We start from the raw sequence: 17,530 nt of genomic DNA, 5'->3' as shown, positions 1-17,530 counted from the left end.
GCTATCGTCGGCTCCATAATGAGGTTTGGCTCGCGGCGGCTCCGGCGACAGCAATGGCGTCCGGAGCCGTCGACGCACGGACAAACGGGGGAGCAGAGCTCTTCCCACGAAATAAGGTGTTGAGCGTGTCTGATCAACTCGCCACGAACGTCGGCCAACTGATGGCGCCGGCCCAGAAGGGATTGCTTGGTCGTCTGCGGCGGGGCATCGAAAAGGAGGGGCTGCGTGTCGACTCGAAGGCCGCCATCGCGCAGACCCTTCATCCGCACTCGCTCGGCTCGAAGCTGACCCATCCCCACATCACCACCGACTACTCGGAAGCCCTGCTCGAGTACATCACTCCAGTCTATTGCCGTCCCGCCGATGCGCTCTCCTTCCTGGGCGATCTGGTTCGCTTTACCTACCGCCAGCTCGACGACGAGTGGCTATGGCCGGCCAGCATGCCCGCGCGGCTTTCCGGCAACGACAGCGTGCCGATCGCCGACTACGGCACGTCCAACGTCGGCACCATGAAGCATGTCTATCGCAAGGGGCTGGATGTGCGTTACGGCCGGATCATGCAGTCGATCGCCGGTATCCACTACAACGTCTCTCTGCCGGACGACATCTGGCCGCTCCTCCAGGCACAGGAAGGCCGGCAGGGCGAATCGCTGCAGGGGTATCGCTCGGCTCGCTACTTCGACCTGATTCGCAACTTCCGTCGCAACAGCTGGCTGCTGCTCTATCTCTTTGGGGCGTCACCGGCGCTTGACCGCAGCTTCCTCGGCGAGGAGGGTGGCGATAATCGCTGCGACAAGCTCGAGTCGATGGGGCGTGAGACGCGCTACGCGCGCTACGCGACCAGCCTGCGAATGTCCGATCTCGGCTACCAGAACAAGGTCCAGGAGCAGTTGAAGATCTGCTTCAATTCGCTCTCCAACTATGTCGGCACGCTCCGCCACGCCATCTCTGCCGAGTGGCCGGATTACCGTCGGATCGGTGTCGAGGTCGACGGCGAGTGGCGGCAGCTCAGCGCCAACATTCTGCAGATCGAGAACGAGTATTACAGCGACATCCGTCCGAAACGGGTGGCGCGACACGACGAGACGCCCACGCAGGCGCTGGAGGCGCGCGGTGTCGAATACATCGAGGTGCGCTGTCTGGACTTGAATCCGTTCCTGCCGCTGGGAATCGACGAGCCGCAGATGCGGTTCATGGACACGTTCCTGCTCTGGTGCCTGCTCTCGGAAAGTCCCTGGATTCCGGACGAGGAGTGTGATCGGCTGGACGACAACCGCCGGCTGGTGGTGGAACGGGGGCGCGATCCGGATCTGAAACTCCGAATCGGCGATCGTCATGTACCGTTGCGGACTCGGGGCCACGAGATCGTTGATGGGCTGCGCGAGGTTGCCGGCCTGCTCGACGCCATCGAGGGTGACAATCTTCACGCTGCCGCCATCGAGACGATCGCCCGGCGGTTGGATGACCCGGAACTCACACCCTCCGCACAGATGCTGCGAGCGCTGGAGGCGCATGGTGGAGAGTGGGCCGACTTCATCGCCGACCTCGCCGAGGAGCAGGGGCGGCATTGGCGTTCGACGCCGATGGACGAGTCACGCGCCGAACTCTTTTCCCAACTGGTCGAGACTTCGCATCAGCAGCAGCACGACATCGAGGCCGAGGACCGGGTATCGTTCGCTCGGTTCATCACCGATTATTTCCAGCGGGCGAGGGAACCTCGTTCGGCGGCGTGAGTCAGTGAATCGGTAACGTTCGGCGAGAGTCACGCGGTCGGCTGTCGTGAAAATGGAAGCAAGGCCAGTGCGGGATCGCATTGGCCCTCAGTGGAAGCGAGACATGCAAATCAAGCGTTGGGTGGCCACAACCAGTATGCGTCAATGGTGTCTGCTGGGACTGTTGATGTCCTGCTTCATGATGGCGGTCGCGCTCTACCTGCAGTATGGCGTTGGCCTCGAACCCTGCCCCTTGTGCATCTTCCAGCGCGTTGCGGTGATCTCGGCGGGCGTCATCTTCCTGATCGGGGCGATTCACAATCCCGCGAAATCCGGGGGCCTGGTCTATGCCCTGCTCGCGCTGGTTGCCGTGTTGGCGGGCATCGGCGTGGCGGGGCGGCATGTCTGGCTGCAGACCCTGCCACCGGATAGCGTGCCCAGCTGTGGGCCGGGTCTCGACTACATGATGGACATGTTGCCGTTGTGGGATGTCATGGCTCGCGTGCTCCACGGTTCCGGCGAGTGCGCGGCCGTCGAGGGGTCGCTGTGGGGTGTCACGCTGCCGCAGTGGACACTGCTGGGTTTCGTCGTCATGGGGGCGATTCCGGTGATGATGTTGATATCCCGATTGCGCTACAGTGGCAGGACGGGTCGCAAACCGGCAGTGCAGGCCTCTTGACGGCGCACCTTCCGGTTCGTGCGGCCGACGGCGCCAGACGGCGTTGCGAGCTTGGCGACGGCACCGCCGTCGTTGGCATCTGGCATCTCTCGTCTGGCAACAGGCGACGCAGCGGCGCGGGGCGCGCTGAAATGTTCGCAGCCCCAGGGGGAGAGTGATCATGCTGGAAGATTGCAAGACGGCTCGGGAGCGGTGGGGCGGCGTGCATACGCTGATCGATCGATGGCTGGAGCAGCGCTACGACATGGTCGTGACGCTGGTCGATCTCCGTGAGTTCTGCGATGCCGATCTCTCGGCGGTACCCAAGGCGAGAATCGATGCTTTCAGCGAAGCACTGATGGACTATATCAGTGCCGGTCACTTCGAGATCTATCCGCAGTTGCGGGAGGAAGCCAAGGCCTTCGATGACCGGGAAGCCCTGGCGGTGGCCGACAAGCTCCTGGCTCGAGTCGATGCGTCGACCCAACTGGTACTCGATTTCGACACCGAGTACGCGACCCCGTCGCGCTGTCAGCGCTATACCGATCGGCTTCCCGGCTGGCTGGAAAAACTGAGCGCCACCATGGCCGAACGCTTCGACCTCGAGGATCAGTTGATCGGCAGGCTGCATGCGGTGCACGCCCCCTCGTCGACGGAAGTGGCAACGCCGGCCGCTGACCACTCGCTGCGGACGGAGTGAGCGCCGCCCTCACGCGCGCCCGCCTGCTCGTCCCGTTCCCATGACGCCCTGGTTCTCGCCAGGGCGTCGCCGTCTACGCTGCCTGCGAAGCGCTAAGCCGATGGCGTTCGCAAGGAGAGCACGCGCCAGCCGCGTTCGCGAGCCAGTTTCTCGAGTTCGTCGTCGGGGTCGACGGCCACCGGCGTGGCGACCTCCTCGAGCAGGTAGCGATCATTGATCGAATCGCTATAGAACCAGGCGTCGTCCAGCGTCAGGGTGGGGTTCTGCTCCAGCCATTGCCTGACCCGCGTGACCTTGCCTTCGCGGTAGCTGGGGACACCCTCCACGCGGCCGGTGTAGCGCCCATTCTCGCGCTCCGCCTCGATCGCGATGAGATCGTCGACACCGAGCCGCCGAGCGATGGGGCCGGTGATGAAACGGTTGGTGGCGGTCACGATCAGCAGGAAATCGCCGCGCTGGCGGTGCCACGCCAGTAGCTCCTCGCCCCGCGGCAGAACGTGAGGCTCGATCTTGCAGGCCATGAACTGCTGGTGCCAGGCATTGAGCTGTTCCTCGCTATGCTCGGCCAGCGGCTTCAGCGCCATCGAGAGATAAGCCATGATGTCCAGCTCGCCCGCTCGGTAGTCGCGAAGATACTGGTCGTTGGCACGCCGGTAGGCTTCGCCATCCACCGCGCCCTGTTCCACCATGAATTCGCCCCAGGCATGGTCGCTGTCACAGCTCAGCAGAGTGTTGTCGAGATCGAAGATGGCCAGACTCAAGGTTGGCTCCTGTCTTGTACGGGTGTCGTTGGGGCAACGGCGTTGCCGTTCGGATCGAGAGTGCGAGCGTTCGGCAGTATCGCAAACTCCCGCCGCTTTGCCCACGGTGGCGCCCGTGGCGGTGTTGGACCGCCACTCCCTGTCGCCAAGGGTATGGCTGCAAGCGCCGGTGTCGCGGCACCGTGGCGTCGAGGTTTTATCGTCGGTTGGCCTAAGGCGTATTGATGCCCTTTCTCGCTTTGTGGAAGAATGATCCCAACGACGATTGAGCTAAGGTGAACGCTGTGATAGACGCCGATGGCTTTCGGCCGAACGTTGGCATCATCATCGCCAACTGTGAGGGCCAACTGCTTTGGGCGCGTCGGGCGGGTCAGGAGGCGTGGCAGTTCCCGCAGGGAGGGATCAAGGCATGCGAGACGCCAGATCAGGCGCTCTTCCGGGAACTCGAGGAGGAAATCGGGCTGACGTCCAACGATGTCGATGTGGTTGCCTGTACGCGAGGCTGGCTGCGCTACCGTCTCCCCCGACGCATGGTCCGAACGCATTCGAAACCGCTCTGCATCGGCCAGAAGCAGAAGTGGTTCTTACTGAAAATTCGCTGTCACGACAGCCAGGTCTGCGTCGACAGCACGCCCAAGCCTGAATTCGATGGCTGGCGCTGGGTGAGTTACTGGTATCCTCTGGGACAGGTCGTGTCCTTCAAGCGCGAAGTCTACCGGCGCGCGCTGCGGGAATTGGCGCCCGAATTCCATCGGTTGTCCCTGGAGGAAATGGCCAGGCTCTAAGGCCGGCAGCACGATTCATGGCGGAATGACCCCATCGCTGACGGCGACGCTCGCCGCACGGCGTTCAGGGATGGCGTCATACCGGCCGACTGATGCCAAGACGAGGATCTCCTCGCCCACAAGAAAAGGCCCATGCTCGATACCCTTCGCCGCATCGTTCAGGAAGTCAATGGCGCTCGTAGCCTGGATGCCGCGCTGGCCACCATGGTGCGCCGAATCCGCAAGGCGATGCGCACCGACGTCTGTTCCATCTATCTGTTCGATCGCGAGCGCGATCGACTGGTGCTGATGGATACGATCGGCCTGCGGACGCAGGCCGTGGGGGTCGTGACCCTGCGTCTGGGGGAGGGGCTGGTCGGGCTCGTTGGACAGCGTGAAGAGGCGCTGAATCTGGAAGACGCGCCGTCCCATCCGCAATTCCGCTATTTTGCAGAGACGGGAGAGGAGCGCTTCTCGAGCTTCCTCGGGGTGCCGATCATTCACCAACGGCGAATGCTCGGGGTTCTGGTCGTCCAGCAACAGGAGAAGCGCCGTTTCGACGAGGGCGACGAGGCGTTTCTGGTCACGATGGCGGCGCAACTGGCGGGTGTGCTGGCTCATGCGCTGGTGTCGGGCACGCTCAGTCGCCCCACGGGCCCGGATGGACAGGCGATGTTCTCCGGCGTGGCGGCTTCGCCTGGCATGGCGATCGGCGAGATCGTGGTGATCGCTCCGCCTGCCGACCTGGATAGCGTGCCGGACCTGATTCCGACCGACCCGGATGCCGAGGTGGTCCGCCTCCATGCCGCGCTGGCCCATGTCCGCGAGGATATCCGCAAGGCGGGCGCCCGCCTCGCCAGCCGCATCTCCACCCAGGAACTCGCGCTCTTCGACGTTTACCAGCAGATGCTGGGAGACGCGGCGCTGGGCAACGAGGTGGAGAAGCGGATTCGGGAGGGACAGTGGGCGCCGGGTGCGCTGGCCGATGTGGTGCGTCGCCACACGCAATATCTGGAACGGGTCGACGACGGCTATCTGCGCGAACGGGCGGCGGATATCCGGGACCTGGGACGCCGGGTGCTGGCCCACCTGCAGGAGGGCAACGAGCGCACGCCCTCGACTTATCCCGACAACGCCATTCTGGTCGGCGACGAGATTAGCGCGGCAACGCTGGGCGAACTGCCCAGGAAGCGCCTGGCGGCGCTGGTCTCGATTCGGGGTTCCAGCAATTCCCACGTCGCCATCCTGGCCAGAGCCATGGGTATTCCCACGGTGCTGGGGATGGTCGACCTGCCGCTGCCCAGGATCAACGGGGCCAAGGCGATCCTCGATGGCCATCGGGGGCGGCTTTTCGTGCGGCCCGAGCCCCAGCTGGCCAAGCGCTACGAACGCCTGATCAAGGAAGAGCGGGCCTTGGCGGAGGTGCTCGAGCACGAGCAGCATTTGCCGAGCGAGACTTCCGACGGACACCCCATGCCGCTGCTGGTCAATACCGGGCTGGCGGTGGATGCCGTTGCCCAGCTCAAGCCACGTGTCAGCGGGGTGGGGCTCTATCGAACGGAAGTCCCGTTCATGATGAACGAGCGATTCCCCAGCGAGCAGGAGCAGACCCGGCTCTATCACGAGCAACTGGCCAGTTTTGCCCCGCTGCCCGTGGTCATGCGCACGCTCGATATCGGCGGCGACAAGGACCTGCCCTATTTCCCGATCAACGAGGCCAATCCGTTTCTCGGCTGGCGCGGCATTCGCGTTACGTTGGATCATCCGGAAGTGCTGATGGTGCAGATGCGAGCCATGTTGATGGCGTCGCGAGATCTGGACAATCTGCGCATCCTGCTGCCGATGATTACCAGCGTGGACGAGGTCGATACGGCGCTACGCCTGCTGGCGCGCGCGCGCGAAGAGCTTGCCGAGGAGGGGATCGAGGTCGCGTCGCCCAAGGTTGGCGTCATGATCGAGGTGCCCGCGACGCTCTACCAACTGCCTGCCCTGGCGGAGCGGGTCGACTTCTTCTCGGTGGGAAGCAACGACCTGACCCAGTATCTGCTTGCGGTCGATCGCAACAACGCGCGCGTGTCCGGGCTCTACGATGCCTGCCATCCGGCGGTGCTCAACGCCCTCTCGCGCCTCGCCCAGGAGAGCCGGCAACTGGCGGTGCCCGCTTCCGTCTGCGGTGAACTTGCCGGGGATCCTGCCGGCGCACTGCTGCTGATGGGCATGGGGTTCGATGCGTTATCGATGAATGCGCCCAGCCTGCCGCGGGTGCGAGCGGCGATCCGGCGGGTCGGCATCGGCGACGCCCGCGCGCTGGTGTCGGAAACGCTGTCGTTGCCGACCACGGCGGTGGTGAGGGCACACCTGCGTCAGCGGCTGACGGACTGGCAGATTGGCCACCTGCTGCCACCCCAGGACTAGCGTGTCGGCGGTGTCGTCAGCCGTGTCACGTCGCCGGCCGGGATGCCATTCGCCGCGAATCGCTGCTCTTCCAGCGTCGTTGCCGTTGCCGAGACCGTGACCAGTGTCGTGGCTCGTGTCCCGTAATCCTGCCCCACGATGAAAGCAGACGAGAGCACGCGCTCCAGGTCTCGGCCAACCCCGGTGTGGGGGAGTTCGGCGGGCGGTGCCTGGCGCGTATCGGCCAAGGCCGAGCGCATGCCGACCCGCCAATCCGGCGTCGTCAGCGCCTGTCGCAGCGCGTTCCGGGCCTGAACGACCTTGGGCCAGGGCGTATCGAGGCTGGCATTGGACAAGCCATGCAGGCCGGGTGATACGAGTTGTCGACGAGTGTCGTGACGACTGTGATGCAGCGTCCACAGCCGCATCTCCGACATCACCAGCAGGTTGAACCCGGCGTAGGCCTTGGCGCCACCCGATGCCAGCGTGTCCAGCCAGGTTGCCAGATCGTCGACCTCGAGAGCCTGGCGCACGAGCTGGCCGCGGCTGGGGGCGGTGGCTGGCGGCGGGCTCCGCCCCTCCCTGACATTGGTCAGTGCGGCCACTCGCGTGGGCGTTGCCGCTAGCCAGGTCCCCCCTCCCACCAGGTCACGACCGCCGGTCAGGTCGCTGTCGGGCCAGCGATGCAGCGCTTCGGACGGGCGGGCGTGAAATTCGTCGCGATTGGCAGCGAGACGCAATTTCGTCGCGGCCTGCGGCTGCCAATCGAACACGATCAAGCACATGCGGCGATCTCCAGCGGTGATTCGAGGGTAGGCGTGAGTTGACGGGGCGCTGCCATGACATGGCCCCGTCGGCAGCGTACCATAAGCGCGCTAGCGACCCGGGCGAGCTTTCCACGCCGTTGTCTCGCGCTCTACAGGACCGTCACATGCTCATTTCTCCATTTTCCTTCACCGCCAGACCGGTGGCAGGGCCTGCGCTCCTGCTGCTTTCTCTGTCCGCCAGCCGGGGAGGCGCCCGATGCTGACGGCTATTGCGATCTATCTGCTGGTTGGCGCCGCGGCGGGTTTGATGGCGGGCGTGTTCGGCATCGGCGGGGGCATCGTCATCGTCCCCGCGCTGGTATTCACCTTTCTCGCCCAGGGGTTCGATCCCGCGGTGGTCGCGCATCTCGCGGTCGGGACCTCGCTGGCGACCATCGTGGTCACCGGCGCCTCTTCGGCCTGGGGGCACTGGCGCCGGGGCAGCGTACGTCAGGACTGGCTGCGGTTGATGATGCCGGGATTGCTGGTGGGCGGGATTCTCGGCGTACTACTGGCCTCGGTACTGCCCGGTCATGCGCTGACGCGACTGTTCGGGATTTTCGCGGTCTTGATGGCGCTGAAAATGTTGTTGACCCGCCCACCCGCGACCCTGGGGCGCGAACCGCGGCGCTGGCCGATGACCGTGGCCGGGGCAACGATCGGCGGCGTCTCGACGCTGTTCGGCGTTGGCGGCGGGGTGATGTCGGTGCCGTGGCTGTCTCGTTTCACCAGCCGCATGACGGAAGCGGTGGGTACCTCCTCGGCCATCGGCCTGCCAATCGCATTGATCGGCACCGCGACCAATGTCGTCGTGGGTTGGGGCGAGATGACCCTGCCGGCGGGGGCGACCGGCTATGTGATGTGGCCAGCGTTCCTTGGCTTGATGGTGACCAGCGTTCCGATGGCTCGAGTCGGCGTCAAGGTGGCCCATGCATTGCCTGCCAGGACGCTGCGACGTATCTTTGCCCTCCTGCTGATCGTGGTGGGAATCAAGCTGATGATCGGCTAAGGAAACACGGCATGACTGTCTGCGCAGGGGAAGTGGTTTGTTGGCGCGGTGCCGGCCCGGCCAGTCGCAATCCTGGCATGTCGGCACTTTGCGCCGTACGCCTTGCGACGGAGTGCCGCCCACTCCATCCTGCTCGTCCATGGATTCGGCGTTTCCCCTAACTCTTTCCTGGCCAAGGAGAATGCATGCTGGCTTATCCCGAGATCGACCCGGTAGCCGTTTCGTTGGGCCCGCTCAAGGTACACTGGTACGGACTGATGTATGTCGTCGGCTTCGTAGGGGCGTGGTGGCTGGGGCGGCTGCGTGCCGATCGCCTGGGGCTCAAGCGCGACGACATCGGCGACATGCTGTTCTACGGAGCACTCGGGGTCGTGCTCGGTGGTCGTATCGGCTATGCGTTGTTCTATGGTCTTGACCGGTTCGTGGATAACCCGCTGTGGATATTCCAGGTCTGGGACGGCGGCATGAGTTTCCACGGCGGCCTGCTGGGGGTGCTGCTGGCGGCGTTGCTGTTCGCGCGCAAGCACGGTCTGGCGTTCTTCCAGCTCACGGATTTCATCGCGCCGCTGGTGCCGATTGGCCTGGGCGCCGGTCGTATCGGGAATTTCATCAACCACGAATTGCCGGGGCGCGTGACGGACGTTCCCTGGGCGCTGGTCTTTCCCGGCATGGGCGGCCAGGGACGCCATCCTTCGTCGCTCTACCAATTCTTCCTCGAGGGAGTCGTCCTGTTCGTCGTGCTGTGGATGGCCTCCTTGACCCCGCGCCGGCGCGGCTTCATCTCGGGGCTGTTCCTGGTCTGCTACGGCGCGTTTCGGTTTCTCTCGGAGTTCTTCCGTCGGCCCGATCCGCAATTGGGGTTCATCGCCTTCGACTGGTTGACCATGGGGCAGTTGCTGTCGCTGCCGATGGTCGTCGCGGGTATCGCGCTGATCGCCTGGTCGCGTCACAATGCGGTAGACGCCGCCCGCCAAGGGCAGCCCGCAGCCTGAGCGGGCGGCGTCGAGTGACTGGCCGCTCGGTCTCCAGCGGCCTCGGAATGGAAAGTGTTTCGACGGGTTCGTCGCACGCGATGCGCCCGTCACTGTAAAGGAGCGTGCCCATGCGGCCTTATCTCGACTTGATGCAGCGCGTGCTGGATAGCGGCGTCGAAAAAGCCGATCGGACCGGCGTCGGTACGCTTAGCGTCTTCGGTCACCAGATGCGCTTCGACCTGGCCAAGGGTTTTCCTCTGGTCACCACCAAGAAGCTGCATCTGCGCTCGATCATTCATGAGCTGCTGTGGTTTCTTCGTGGCGATACCAATGTTGCCTATCTACACGAACACAACGTCTCGATCTGGGACGAGTGGGCGGATGCCAATGGCGATCTCGGTCCCGTCTACGGCTACCAGTGGCGAAGCTGGCCGACGCCTGATGGCGGTCATATCGACCAGATCGCCAGGCTGGTCGAGCAGCTACGCCGTAACCCGGACTCCCGCCGACATATCGTCTCGGCCTGGAACCCCGCCCTGGTTGACGAGATGGCGCTGCCGCCTTGCCACGCGCTGTTCCAGTTCTACGTCGCCAATGGCACGTTGTCCTGCCAGCTCTATCAGCGCAGTGCCGATATCTTTCTGGGCGTGCCATTCAACATCGCCAGCTACGCGCTGCTGACCCATATGGTTGCCCAGGTCTGCGGGCTCGCGCCCGGCGAGTTCGTGCATACCCTGGGCGACGCTCATCTCTATCTCAATCATCTCGATCAGGCCCGGCTGCAGCTTTCGCGTGAACCGCTGGCGTTGCCGACCCTGAAGCTGAACCCGGCGATCGATGACCTGTTCGCTTTCCGTTTCGAGGATATCGCCATCGAGGGCTACGAGTCCCACGCTTCCATCAAGGCGCCCATTGCCGTATGAGTGACGTGACATCGACAGTGAAGCCTGAAACGCCGATCACCCTGATCGCGGCGCTATCCCGCAACCGTGTCATTGGCGTGAACAATCGGTTGCCCTGGTACCTGCCGGAGGATCTCAAACGATTCAAGGCGCTGACGCTGGGCAAACCCCTGGTCATGGGGCGAAAGACGTTCGAGTCGATTGGTCGGCCGCTGCCCGGGCGCTTGAATATCGTGATCACGCGCGACCGGCACTACCGTCGGGAGGGGACAAGAGTGTGTCACTCTCTGGACGAGGCGCTGCAACTTGCCGATCATCAGGCGGTGATCGACGACGCGGCCGAAATCGTGGTGATGGGCGGCGGAGAGATCTACCGGCAGGCGCTGCCTTTCGCCGACAGCCTCCAGCTTACCGAGGTGGATGTCGAGATCGAAGGGGATGCCTTCTTCCCTGACTTCCACGATGGCGAGTGGCAGGAGGTCGAGCGTACGGTGATGTCGCCGCAACCAGGTCAGCCGGATTATGCTTTCGTCCAATACCACCGGATGGCCAGTTCTGGCTGAGTCTCGGCAGGGCGTTGCAGCCAAGAGGGATCGCCTGCCAGTCGTCAGGATGAGCGACGGCGTGTCCCGACGTTGATTGAGAGGACTTGAGAGGAGTTGTGCCGTGTTGACGGATCGAACACAGGCGCTCCTGGCTGCCATCGAGCACCAGGTCGAAGCGGGTCAGGCCGCTTTGGAAGCCGAGAAAGAGCGGTGCAAGGCCTTGGAGGCCGAGAATCGAGCCCTCAAGGAGCGTCTACTCGCATTGGCCGAACTGGACCCGATGGTGGTCAAGGGCCAGGATCATAGCGAGGACCCCGATGGCGGCACTCGCGCACGCGGCCTGGGCAATCTGGCATTTCGGCGGCCTCGGCCAAAACCGGATGGCGATGCCGGCACCGGAATGGGCCGTCACGGCCAGGTCTCTCCGCTGCAGCGCCTGACCTCTTCCCCCTCTCATGACAAGGGGGGCTCCGAGATCGCTCGGCCGCCGACGGTCGAGCGCTCGGCGGCTCCGGAGGGGGAGGCCGACGCTTCCTCCTCTCGAACCAGTCCCGATGTCCCTCCCACCACCCCCGCGCCCGTAGTGCCGTCGACCAATGGCGAGTCGCCGCCTCAGAGTTCGCTGGCATTCGGCGTCGAGCACGAAGTGCCGTCGCCGCAGGCGCTGCTCGCCCAGTGGTACAAGCGCTATCCCAAGACCTTCTTCAAGGGCCATACGCGGCCGCTGAAGACCGGCATTCATCTCGATCTGTGCGAGCTCGAACCCTGGCCCGAAAAATTGGTCCGCCGGGCATTGGCTTGTTACGTGCACCTGCCGCGGTACCTGAAGTCGGTCCGTGAAGGCGCGAATCGCGTGGATCTGGTGGGAGAGGATAGCGAGGTGGTGACCGCCGAGGAGGCCAAGCACGCCAAGCGCCAGTTGGAAGCGTTACAGAAGAAGCAGAAAGCGCGCGAGACACAGGAGCGATCGGCAAAGCTGGATCGCAAGATCGGGGCGTTGCTGGCCAAGCATGGTCAGTCGCCGCAGGATTGACGAGTCGTGGCGAGGCCCGGTCGAGTCGAGTTGAACTTTGGTATCGAAGGTTAGGCGAGAGTCGTCAGGGGACGAAATATTCGTGCCCGACTTCTTGCCTGGAGGCGCGTGTCATGAGAGTGTCATGCCCCGTGGCTAGGCTGCCGGCAGCCGGTTGGTGCCGTCGACGCCACGACTCCCGGTTGCGACGAGAGGCGGAACCGGTGAGAAAAGCAGGGAACGAAAACAGTGTTTTTTTCTTGTTGCGTTCCTCCAACGTCCGGTATAAGGTTTCCGGGCGAGCATTGGACAATAACAAGGCTTCTAAGTTCCACAGCCGTCATTCGTTCGCGTGACGAAGCTGGTTGAAGGTGCCGAAGCCGACTGCATCTGCAGACACGATCGAACAGTAAGCTAGTTAAGGAACCTATCGCGATGAAAAAGACGCTCTTAGCGACTGCTATTGCTGGTGCCCTGGGCGCCTCCGCCGCTGCCCAGGCAGCGACTGTCTACAACCAGGACGGCACGCAGCTCGATATCTACGGCAACATCCAGATTGCTTACAGCAACGTTAACGACGAGAACGGTGATGGCCGCGATCAGGTCGAAGACAATGGCTCGACCATCGGCTTCTCTGGCCAGCACATCATCAACCCGGGCCTGACCGGCTACTTCAAGGCGGAATTCGAGCACAACGCCGACGAAGAGAAAGCCAACGGCGGTATTAACCGCGGCGACCAGGCTTACCTGGGTCTGAAAGGTAACTTCGGTGACGCCCGTCTGGGCTCCTGGGATCCGCTGATCGACGACTGGGTCCAGGATCCGATCTCCAACAACGAATATTTCGACGTCAGCGACTCCAGCGGTGCTGCGCTTTCACCGATCGCCGATAACGTGATCTACGGTACTTCCGATCGCGAAGGCGATAAGTTTCAGTACATGTCTCCGGTCTGGGCCGGCTTTCAGTTCGCCGTGGGTACCCAGTACAAAGGTGACGCTGAAGAGCTCGCCGACAACTACAACCAGGACAGCAATGCCTCCTTCTATGGTGGCGTGAAGTACGCGGTTGGCGCCTTCTCCATCGCGGCTGTCTACGATGATCTCGACAACTACGATGGTCGTTACGACGGTCAAGACGGTGCGTATTACGAGTCTGGCGACCAGTACGGTGTCACTGCGCAGTACACCATCGATACTCTGCGTCTGGCTGCTAAAGTCGAGCGTTTTGACAGCGAGCAGGGCGACGCCGACGCCAACTTCTACGCATTGGGCGCGCGTTACGGCTATGCACTATCTGACAGCTTCGCTGGTGACATCTACGGCGCCTACCAGTACATCGATGTTGACGACGGTTCTACCTTCCTCAACGGTGACGACTCTGCCAACGAAATCGTGGGCGGCGTGACCTACAACATCTCTCCGGCGATGTATACCTTCATCGAAGGTGCGCTGCGTGATCGTAGCCAGGACGAAGGCGATGGCATCGCAGTCGGTGCTGTCTACAGCTTCTAAGCTGATCCCGATGTGCGCAGCGACTGTCTAACATCGCTGCGATATCGAACGAAGTCGGCCCCTTTTGGGGTCGGCTTTTTTTATGCTTGATCGCGGCTGGAAGAGAGCCGCGTCTTTAGTCGGCGAGCGGCGTCTCCCTTTTTCGGCTCCCGGTTCTCCTTCGTCTAGATGTCATTAGGATGACAGGCTGGTAATCTCTTGTTGAGCGGACGTTCAATAATCATCGAGCGTCACGCTGTCGTAACAGGTCTGTCGTATAACAACGTTTTCCACGCCTCTTCATGACGAAGCCGGGAAGTGGATCGATAAACACCAGGAGACCTTCGATGACCCTTTCCCGTCGTCGTTTCTTGCAGGGCGCCGCGGCTGTCGGCGCCGCCGCTTCGGTACCGTTCTACATCAATCGTGCCCTGGCCCAGGATCAGGTCCTGCGCATCTACGCCTGGGCCGGTTACTTCACCGATGAGATGCTGTCGGATTTCACTGCCAAGACCGGTATCAAGGCGACCTTCACGCCTTATGGCACCAACGATGAATTGATGAACTCGCTGCGGGCCACCGACGGCTCCGGCTTCGACGTCATCATGCCGACGGTGGATCGGGTGCCCGGTTATCTGGATTATCAGTTGATCCAGCCGCTGGATACGTCGCGTATCCACTGGGACGGCTGCCTGGACACCGCCATGAAAGGGTCGGAAGTGGGTGGCGTGATCGATGACAAGCGCTACTTTGCTCCTTCCGACTGGGGCACCGAGGCGATCGCCTACAACACCCGCTATACCGACATCGACCGCTCCACGCTCAGCTACGGAGAACTCTGGAATCCCGATATCGGCGAGGGGGTCACGGTCCGCGCGCACTCGGCGCTGATCGGCATCGGCCTGTGGCTCGAGTCCCAGGGCAAGCTGCCGCGACCGTTGCTGGACTCGTTCAAGACCGAAGAGGCGATGCGCGCCAACTTCGACGTCATCCTGGCCGAAGCCGTCAAGCACAAGGACATGGTGATCCAGTTCTGGTCCACCGAGAACGAGGCCCAGGGCGCGTTCCGCACCAATGGCGCCCTGATTGGCCAGACCTGGGACAGCACCGCATTTCGACTCCAGAGCGAAGGCGAGCCCATTGCCTACGGGGCGCCCAAGGAAGGGGCGCTAGCCTGGATGGAAGGTTTCGTCATTCCTCAGAACGCGCAAAATGTCGACGCGGTCTACGAACTGATCAACTGGTATTACACCCCGGAAGCAGGGGCAATGTTCGTCAAGTCCACGGGCTACAACTCGACCGCCGTCGGTGCCGAGGAGCTGTTGCCGGAAGCGACGCGTCAATTCTTCAAGGACTCCTACACGCAACAGGATCTGGACAACCTGTGGTGGTGGCCGGTGCAGGATCCCTGGTACGTCGCGTTGCGTAATGAGTATCAGGATCGATACCTGTCGGCATGAGCATCGTTTTTGGCAAGCGAAGATCCCGTGCCGGCTGGCACGGGGCTTGCCGCAATTCGGCAACTGCCCGGCTCGGATACCACGCAAGGCTCTGTCTGAAAAATCGACGAGCGATAGCCATGGCTAGGCCGTTCCCGACGAGCCAAGGCACTTCCCACATCCTTGTGGGTCGCAAGGCCAAATCGGCCAAAGACGGACCGCGCTGATGTCCCAGTTCACGCGGGATAAATGAGCATTTTGACGGGGGCGCCGAACTCGGACTGGTGGACCCATCCGATTTTTAACGCCGTGTGGTCGAGCGCAGGCATTTTTCAGACAGAGCGTAAGAGGACGTCATGGACGGTCGCGTAACCTTGAACCAAGTCGCGATGCGATTCGGCGATTTCACGGCGATTCAGCCGACCTCCCTGGAGATCGCCTCGGGCGAATTCTTCAGTTTTCTTGGCCCTTCCGGCTGTGGCAAGACCACTCTCCTGAACATGATCAGCGGCTTCCTCACTCCCAGTGAAGGTTCGGTCGCCATCGGCGGGGTCGACATGACTCGAGTGCCGGTCAATCGTCGGCCCACCGCAATGATCTTTCAGAATCTGGCGCTTTTTCCGTTGATGAGCGTCTACCGGAACATCGAATTCGGGCTGGAAGTCCGTGGCATCGACCGTAGGAAACGCCGGGAAAGAGCTGACGAGTTGCTGGACCTGGTGGCACTGGGCGGTAGTGGCGACAAGCCGGTCGCCGAACTGTCCGGGGGCCAGAAGCAGCGTATCGCGATCGCCCGTGCGCTGGCCGTGGAACCCCGCGTCCTGCTGCTGGACGAGCCGTTGTCTGCCCTGGATCTCAAGTTGCGCCAGCACATGCGCACCGAACTCAAGGCGATTCAGCGCAAGACGGGAATCACCTTTATCTATATTACCCACGATCAGGGCGAGGCACTGACCATGTCCGATCGCGTCGCGGTGATGTGCGATGGCTGCATCCAGCAGGTCGCCGATCCGATGACACTGTATCGACAACCCCGGACCGATTTCGTGGCCGGATTCGTGGGCGAGAACAATCGTTTTCCAGGGCGTGTCACGGCCGTGGACGGCGGGATGGTGACATTGGATGCGGGATTGCCTGCGCCGTTGCGCGGGTCCGCCGCCTCGCCGCTCGTGCCCGGCGACGAAGCCACGCTCTATGTGCGGCCGGAGCAGTGGCGGGTCGGTAGCGCCAGCGATTCGTCGCTACCGTTCAGCGGAGTGATTCAGGCGGAGCACTTCGAAGGTGCATGGTTGACGCTCGAGATCGCGCTGGAGCAGGGGGCGACGATACGGGCGCACCTGCCGCAGGCGCTGGAGAGTGCCGGCGTCGAGTCCCCGTTCAAAGTAGGCAGCGCCTGCCGTCTGGATTACTCGCCGCGTGGGGCCCTGGTCCTGCCGGGCGTCGAGCGCGGGCACTCGAATGAGGAGAGCGTCGATGTGGCGGCAACTGCATAATCGCTTCGGGCTGCCCTTGACCATGGCGATCGTCTCGCTGATGGGGATCTGGCTGATCGTGATGGTACTGCTGCCACAGTGGCAGATGATCGATTACTCGTTTCATCCGGCGCTGCTGCCGGCCGAACGTGGCGGGGCGAAGGATGTCTGGTCGCTGACCAACTACGCGACCTTCTTTCGCAACGAGATCCATCTCGCGATCTTCTTCAAAACGATATGGTCCAGCGTCCTGGTGACCACACTGACCCTGATCGTCAGCTACCCGCTGGCCTACTATCTGGCCAAGGTGGCGACCCCGGGTCAGGCGGCCCTCTGCCTGCTGCTGTTGATCATTCCGTTCTGGATCAATGAGATTCTGCGCACCTTTGCCTGGTACATCATCTTCGCGTTTCGGGGGCCGCTCAACGAGGTGTTGCTGGCGGTGGGGTTGATCGATCGTCCGATCCGTTTTCTCAATGGCGACACTGGCGTGCTGGTCGGCATGGTCTATGCCTATATTTTGTTCATGGTCTTCCCGCTCTATAACGCCATCGAGAGCCTCGATACCAACCAGATTCGAGCCGCGAGGGATCTCGGCGCCGGCTGGGGGCGCACTCACCGGCGTATCGTGATCCCTCATGCCAAGCCGGGAATCGCCACCGGATGCATCATGACGTTCATGCTGGCCGCAGGCAGTTACGCGGTACCGGCGCTGCTGGGGTCTCCGGGGAGCCGCTGGTTCACGCAGATCATCTACAACTGGTTCTTCGAAGGTGGCGACTGGAACCAGGGGGCAGCCTATGCGTTCCTGCTGCTGGTGCTGTGCATCGTCTTCGTCACCATCATCATGCGGATCTTCAAGGTCGGTCTCGGCGATATCGCCAAATAGGA

Annotated in this window: 16 protein-coding genes; 14 read left to right on the top strand and 2 right to left on the bottom strand. The window is 62.7% G+C overall.

The genetic code is table 11. The features are described 5' to 3' along the window. Positions 1-161 precede the first annotated feature (161 nt). From gshA to rsd, 3 genes are all read left to right on the top strand, one after another. Positions 162-1,733 (top strand): glutamate--cysteine ligase, encoded by a 1,572-nt coding sequence (gene gshA / locus DOM54_RS13430; protein ID WP_240613910.1) that lies wholly within the window; start codon positions 162-164, stop codon positions 1,731-1,733. A gap of 103 nt (positions 1,734-1,836) precedes the next feature. Further along, a complete protein-coding gene (locus DOM54_RS13425) occupies positions 1,837-2,391 on the top strand; it encodes a disulfide bond formation protein B (RefSeq protein WP_110716825.1) in 555 nt (184 codons plus the stop codon). Positions 2,392-2,551: 160 nt separating this feature from the next. Further along, entirely contained in the window at positions 2,552-3,070 is a 519-nt protein-coding gene (gene rsd, locus DOM54_RS13420; protein ID WP_110716824.1) for a sigma D regulator, read from the top strand. 92 nt (positions 3,071-3,162) lie between these two features. On the opposite strand, the gene DOM54_RS13415 is transcribed toward rsd, so the two are convergent. Continuing rightward, entirely contained in the window at positions 3,163-3,831 is a 669-nt protein-coding gene (locus DOM54_RS13415; protein WP_110716823.1) for a histidinol-phosphatase, read from the bottom strand. A gap of 284 nt (positions 3,832-4,115) precedes the next feature. Here DOM54_RS13415 and DOM54_RS13410 point away from each other — a divergent pair, with 284 nt between their 5' ends. After that, entirely contained in the window at positions 4,116-4,616 is a 501-nt protein-coding gene (locus DOM54_RS13410) for an RNA pyrophosphohydrolase (protein ID WP_110603111.1), read from the top strand. Between the two features lie 132 nt (positions 4,617-4,748). Continuing rightward, positions 4,749-7,010, top strand: a complete 2,262-nt coding sequence (ptsP, locus tag DOM54_RS13405; protein WP_110716822.1) for a phosphoenolpyruvate--protein phosphotransferase — start codon at positions 4,749-4,751, stop codon at positions 7,008-7,010. Here ptsP and DOM54_RS13400 read toward each other — a convergent pair. Continuing rightward, a complete protein-coding gene (locus DOM54_RS13400; protein ID WP_110716821.1) occupies positions 7,007-7,774 on the bottom strand; it encodes an NRDE family protein in 768 nt (255 codons plus the stop codon). The genes ptsP and DOM54_RS13400 overlap by 4 nt on opposite strands. A gap of 238 nt (positions 7,775-8,012) precedes the next feature. Here DOM54_RS13400 and DOM54_RS13395 point away from each other — a divergent pair, with 238 nt between their 5' ends. The 9 genes from DOM54_RS13395 to DOM54_RS13355 all read left to right on the top strand — a co-directional run bounded on the left by DOM54_RS13395 (position 8,013) and on the right by DOM54_RS13355 (position 17,528). Continuing rightward, a complete protein-coding gene (locus DOM54_RS13395; RefSeq protein WP_110716820.1) occupies positions 8,013-8,804 on the top strand; it encodes a sulfite exporter TauE/SafE family protein in 792 nt (263 codons plus the stop codon). Positions 8,805-8,989: 185 nt separating this feature from the next. Continuing rightward, positions 8,990-9,796, top strand: coding sequence for a prolipoprotein diacylglyceryl transferase (lgt, locus tag DOM54_RS13390; protein WP_110716819.1), 807 nt, complete (start codon positions 8,990-8,992; stop codon positions 9,794-9,796). A gap of 110 nt (positions 9,797-9,906) precedes the next feature. Beyond that, positions 9,907-10,701, top strand: coding sequence for a thymidylate synthase (locus tag DOM54_RS13385; protein WP_110716818.1), 795 nt, complete (start codon positions 9,907-9,909; stop codon positions 10,699-10,701). After that, positions 10,698-11,243 carry a dihydrofolate reductase gene (locus DOM54_RS13380; RefSeq protein ID WP_110716817.1) on the top strand — a complete coding sequence of 182 codons (546 nt, stop codon included), beginning with the start codon at positions 10,698-10,700 and terminating at the stop codon, positions 11,241-11,243. The genes DOM54_RS13385 and DOM54_RS13380 overlap by 4 nt, the downstream gene beginning before the upstream one ends. Positions 11,244-11,346: 103 nt before the next feature. After that, positions 11,347-12,258 (top strand): ProQ/FINO family protein, encoded by a 912-nt coding sequence (locus tag DOM54_RS13375; RefSeq protein WP_240613899.1) that lies wholly within the window; start codon positions 11,347-11,349, stop codon positions 12,256-12,258. 414 nt (positions 12,259-12,672) lie between these two features. Continuing rightward, on the top strand, positions 12,673-13,749 hold the full coding sequence (locus tag DOM54_RS13370; protein WP_110716816.1) for a porin: 1,077 nt from the start codon (positions 12,673-12,675) through the stop codon (positions 13,747-13,749). Between the two features lie 326 nt (positions 13,750-14,075). Then, positions 14,076-15,188 (top strand): extracellular solute-binding protein, encoded by a 1,113-nt coding sequence (locus tag DOM54_RS13365; protein ID WP_110716815.1) that lies wholly within the window; start codon positions 14,076-14,078, stop codon positions 15,186-15,188. A 335-nt stretch (positions 15,189-15,523) separates the two neighbouring features. Further along, a complete protein-coding gene (locus tag DOM54_RS13360) occupies positions 15,524-16,660 on the top strand; it encodes an ABC transporter ATP-binding protein (protein WP_110716814.1) in 1,137 nt (378 codons plus the stop codon). After that, positions 16,641-17,528 (top strand): ABC transporter permease, encoded by an 888-nt coding sequence (locus DOM54_RS13355; RefSeq protein ID WP_110716813.1) that lies wholly within the window; start codon positions 16,641-16,643, stop codon positions 17,526-17,528. Before DOM54_RS13360 ends, DOM54_RS13355 begins: the two co-directional genes overlap by 20 nt. The last annotated feature ends 2 nt before the right edge of the window (positions 17,529-17,530 follow it).

This window comes from Salinicola acroporae, from assembly GCF_003206615.1.
Lineage (GTDB): Bacteria > Pseudomonadota > Gammaproteobacteria > Pseudomonadales > Halomonadaceae > Salinicola > Salinicola acroporae.
The sequence above is the reverse complement of the archived record's forward strand: the minus strand, read 5'-3'. Positions and strand labels throughout refer to the sequence as shown.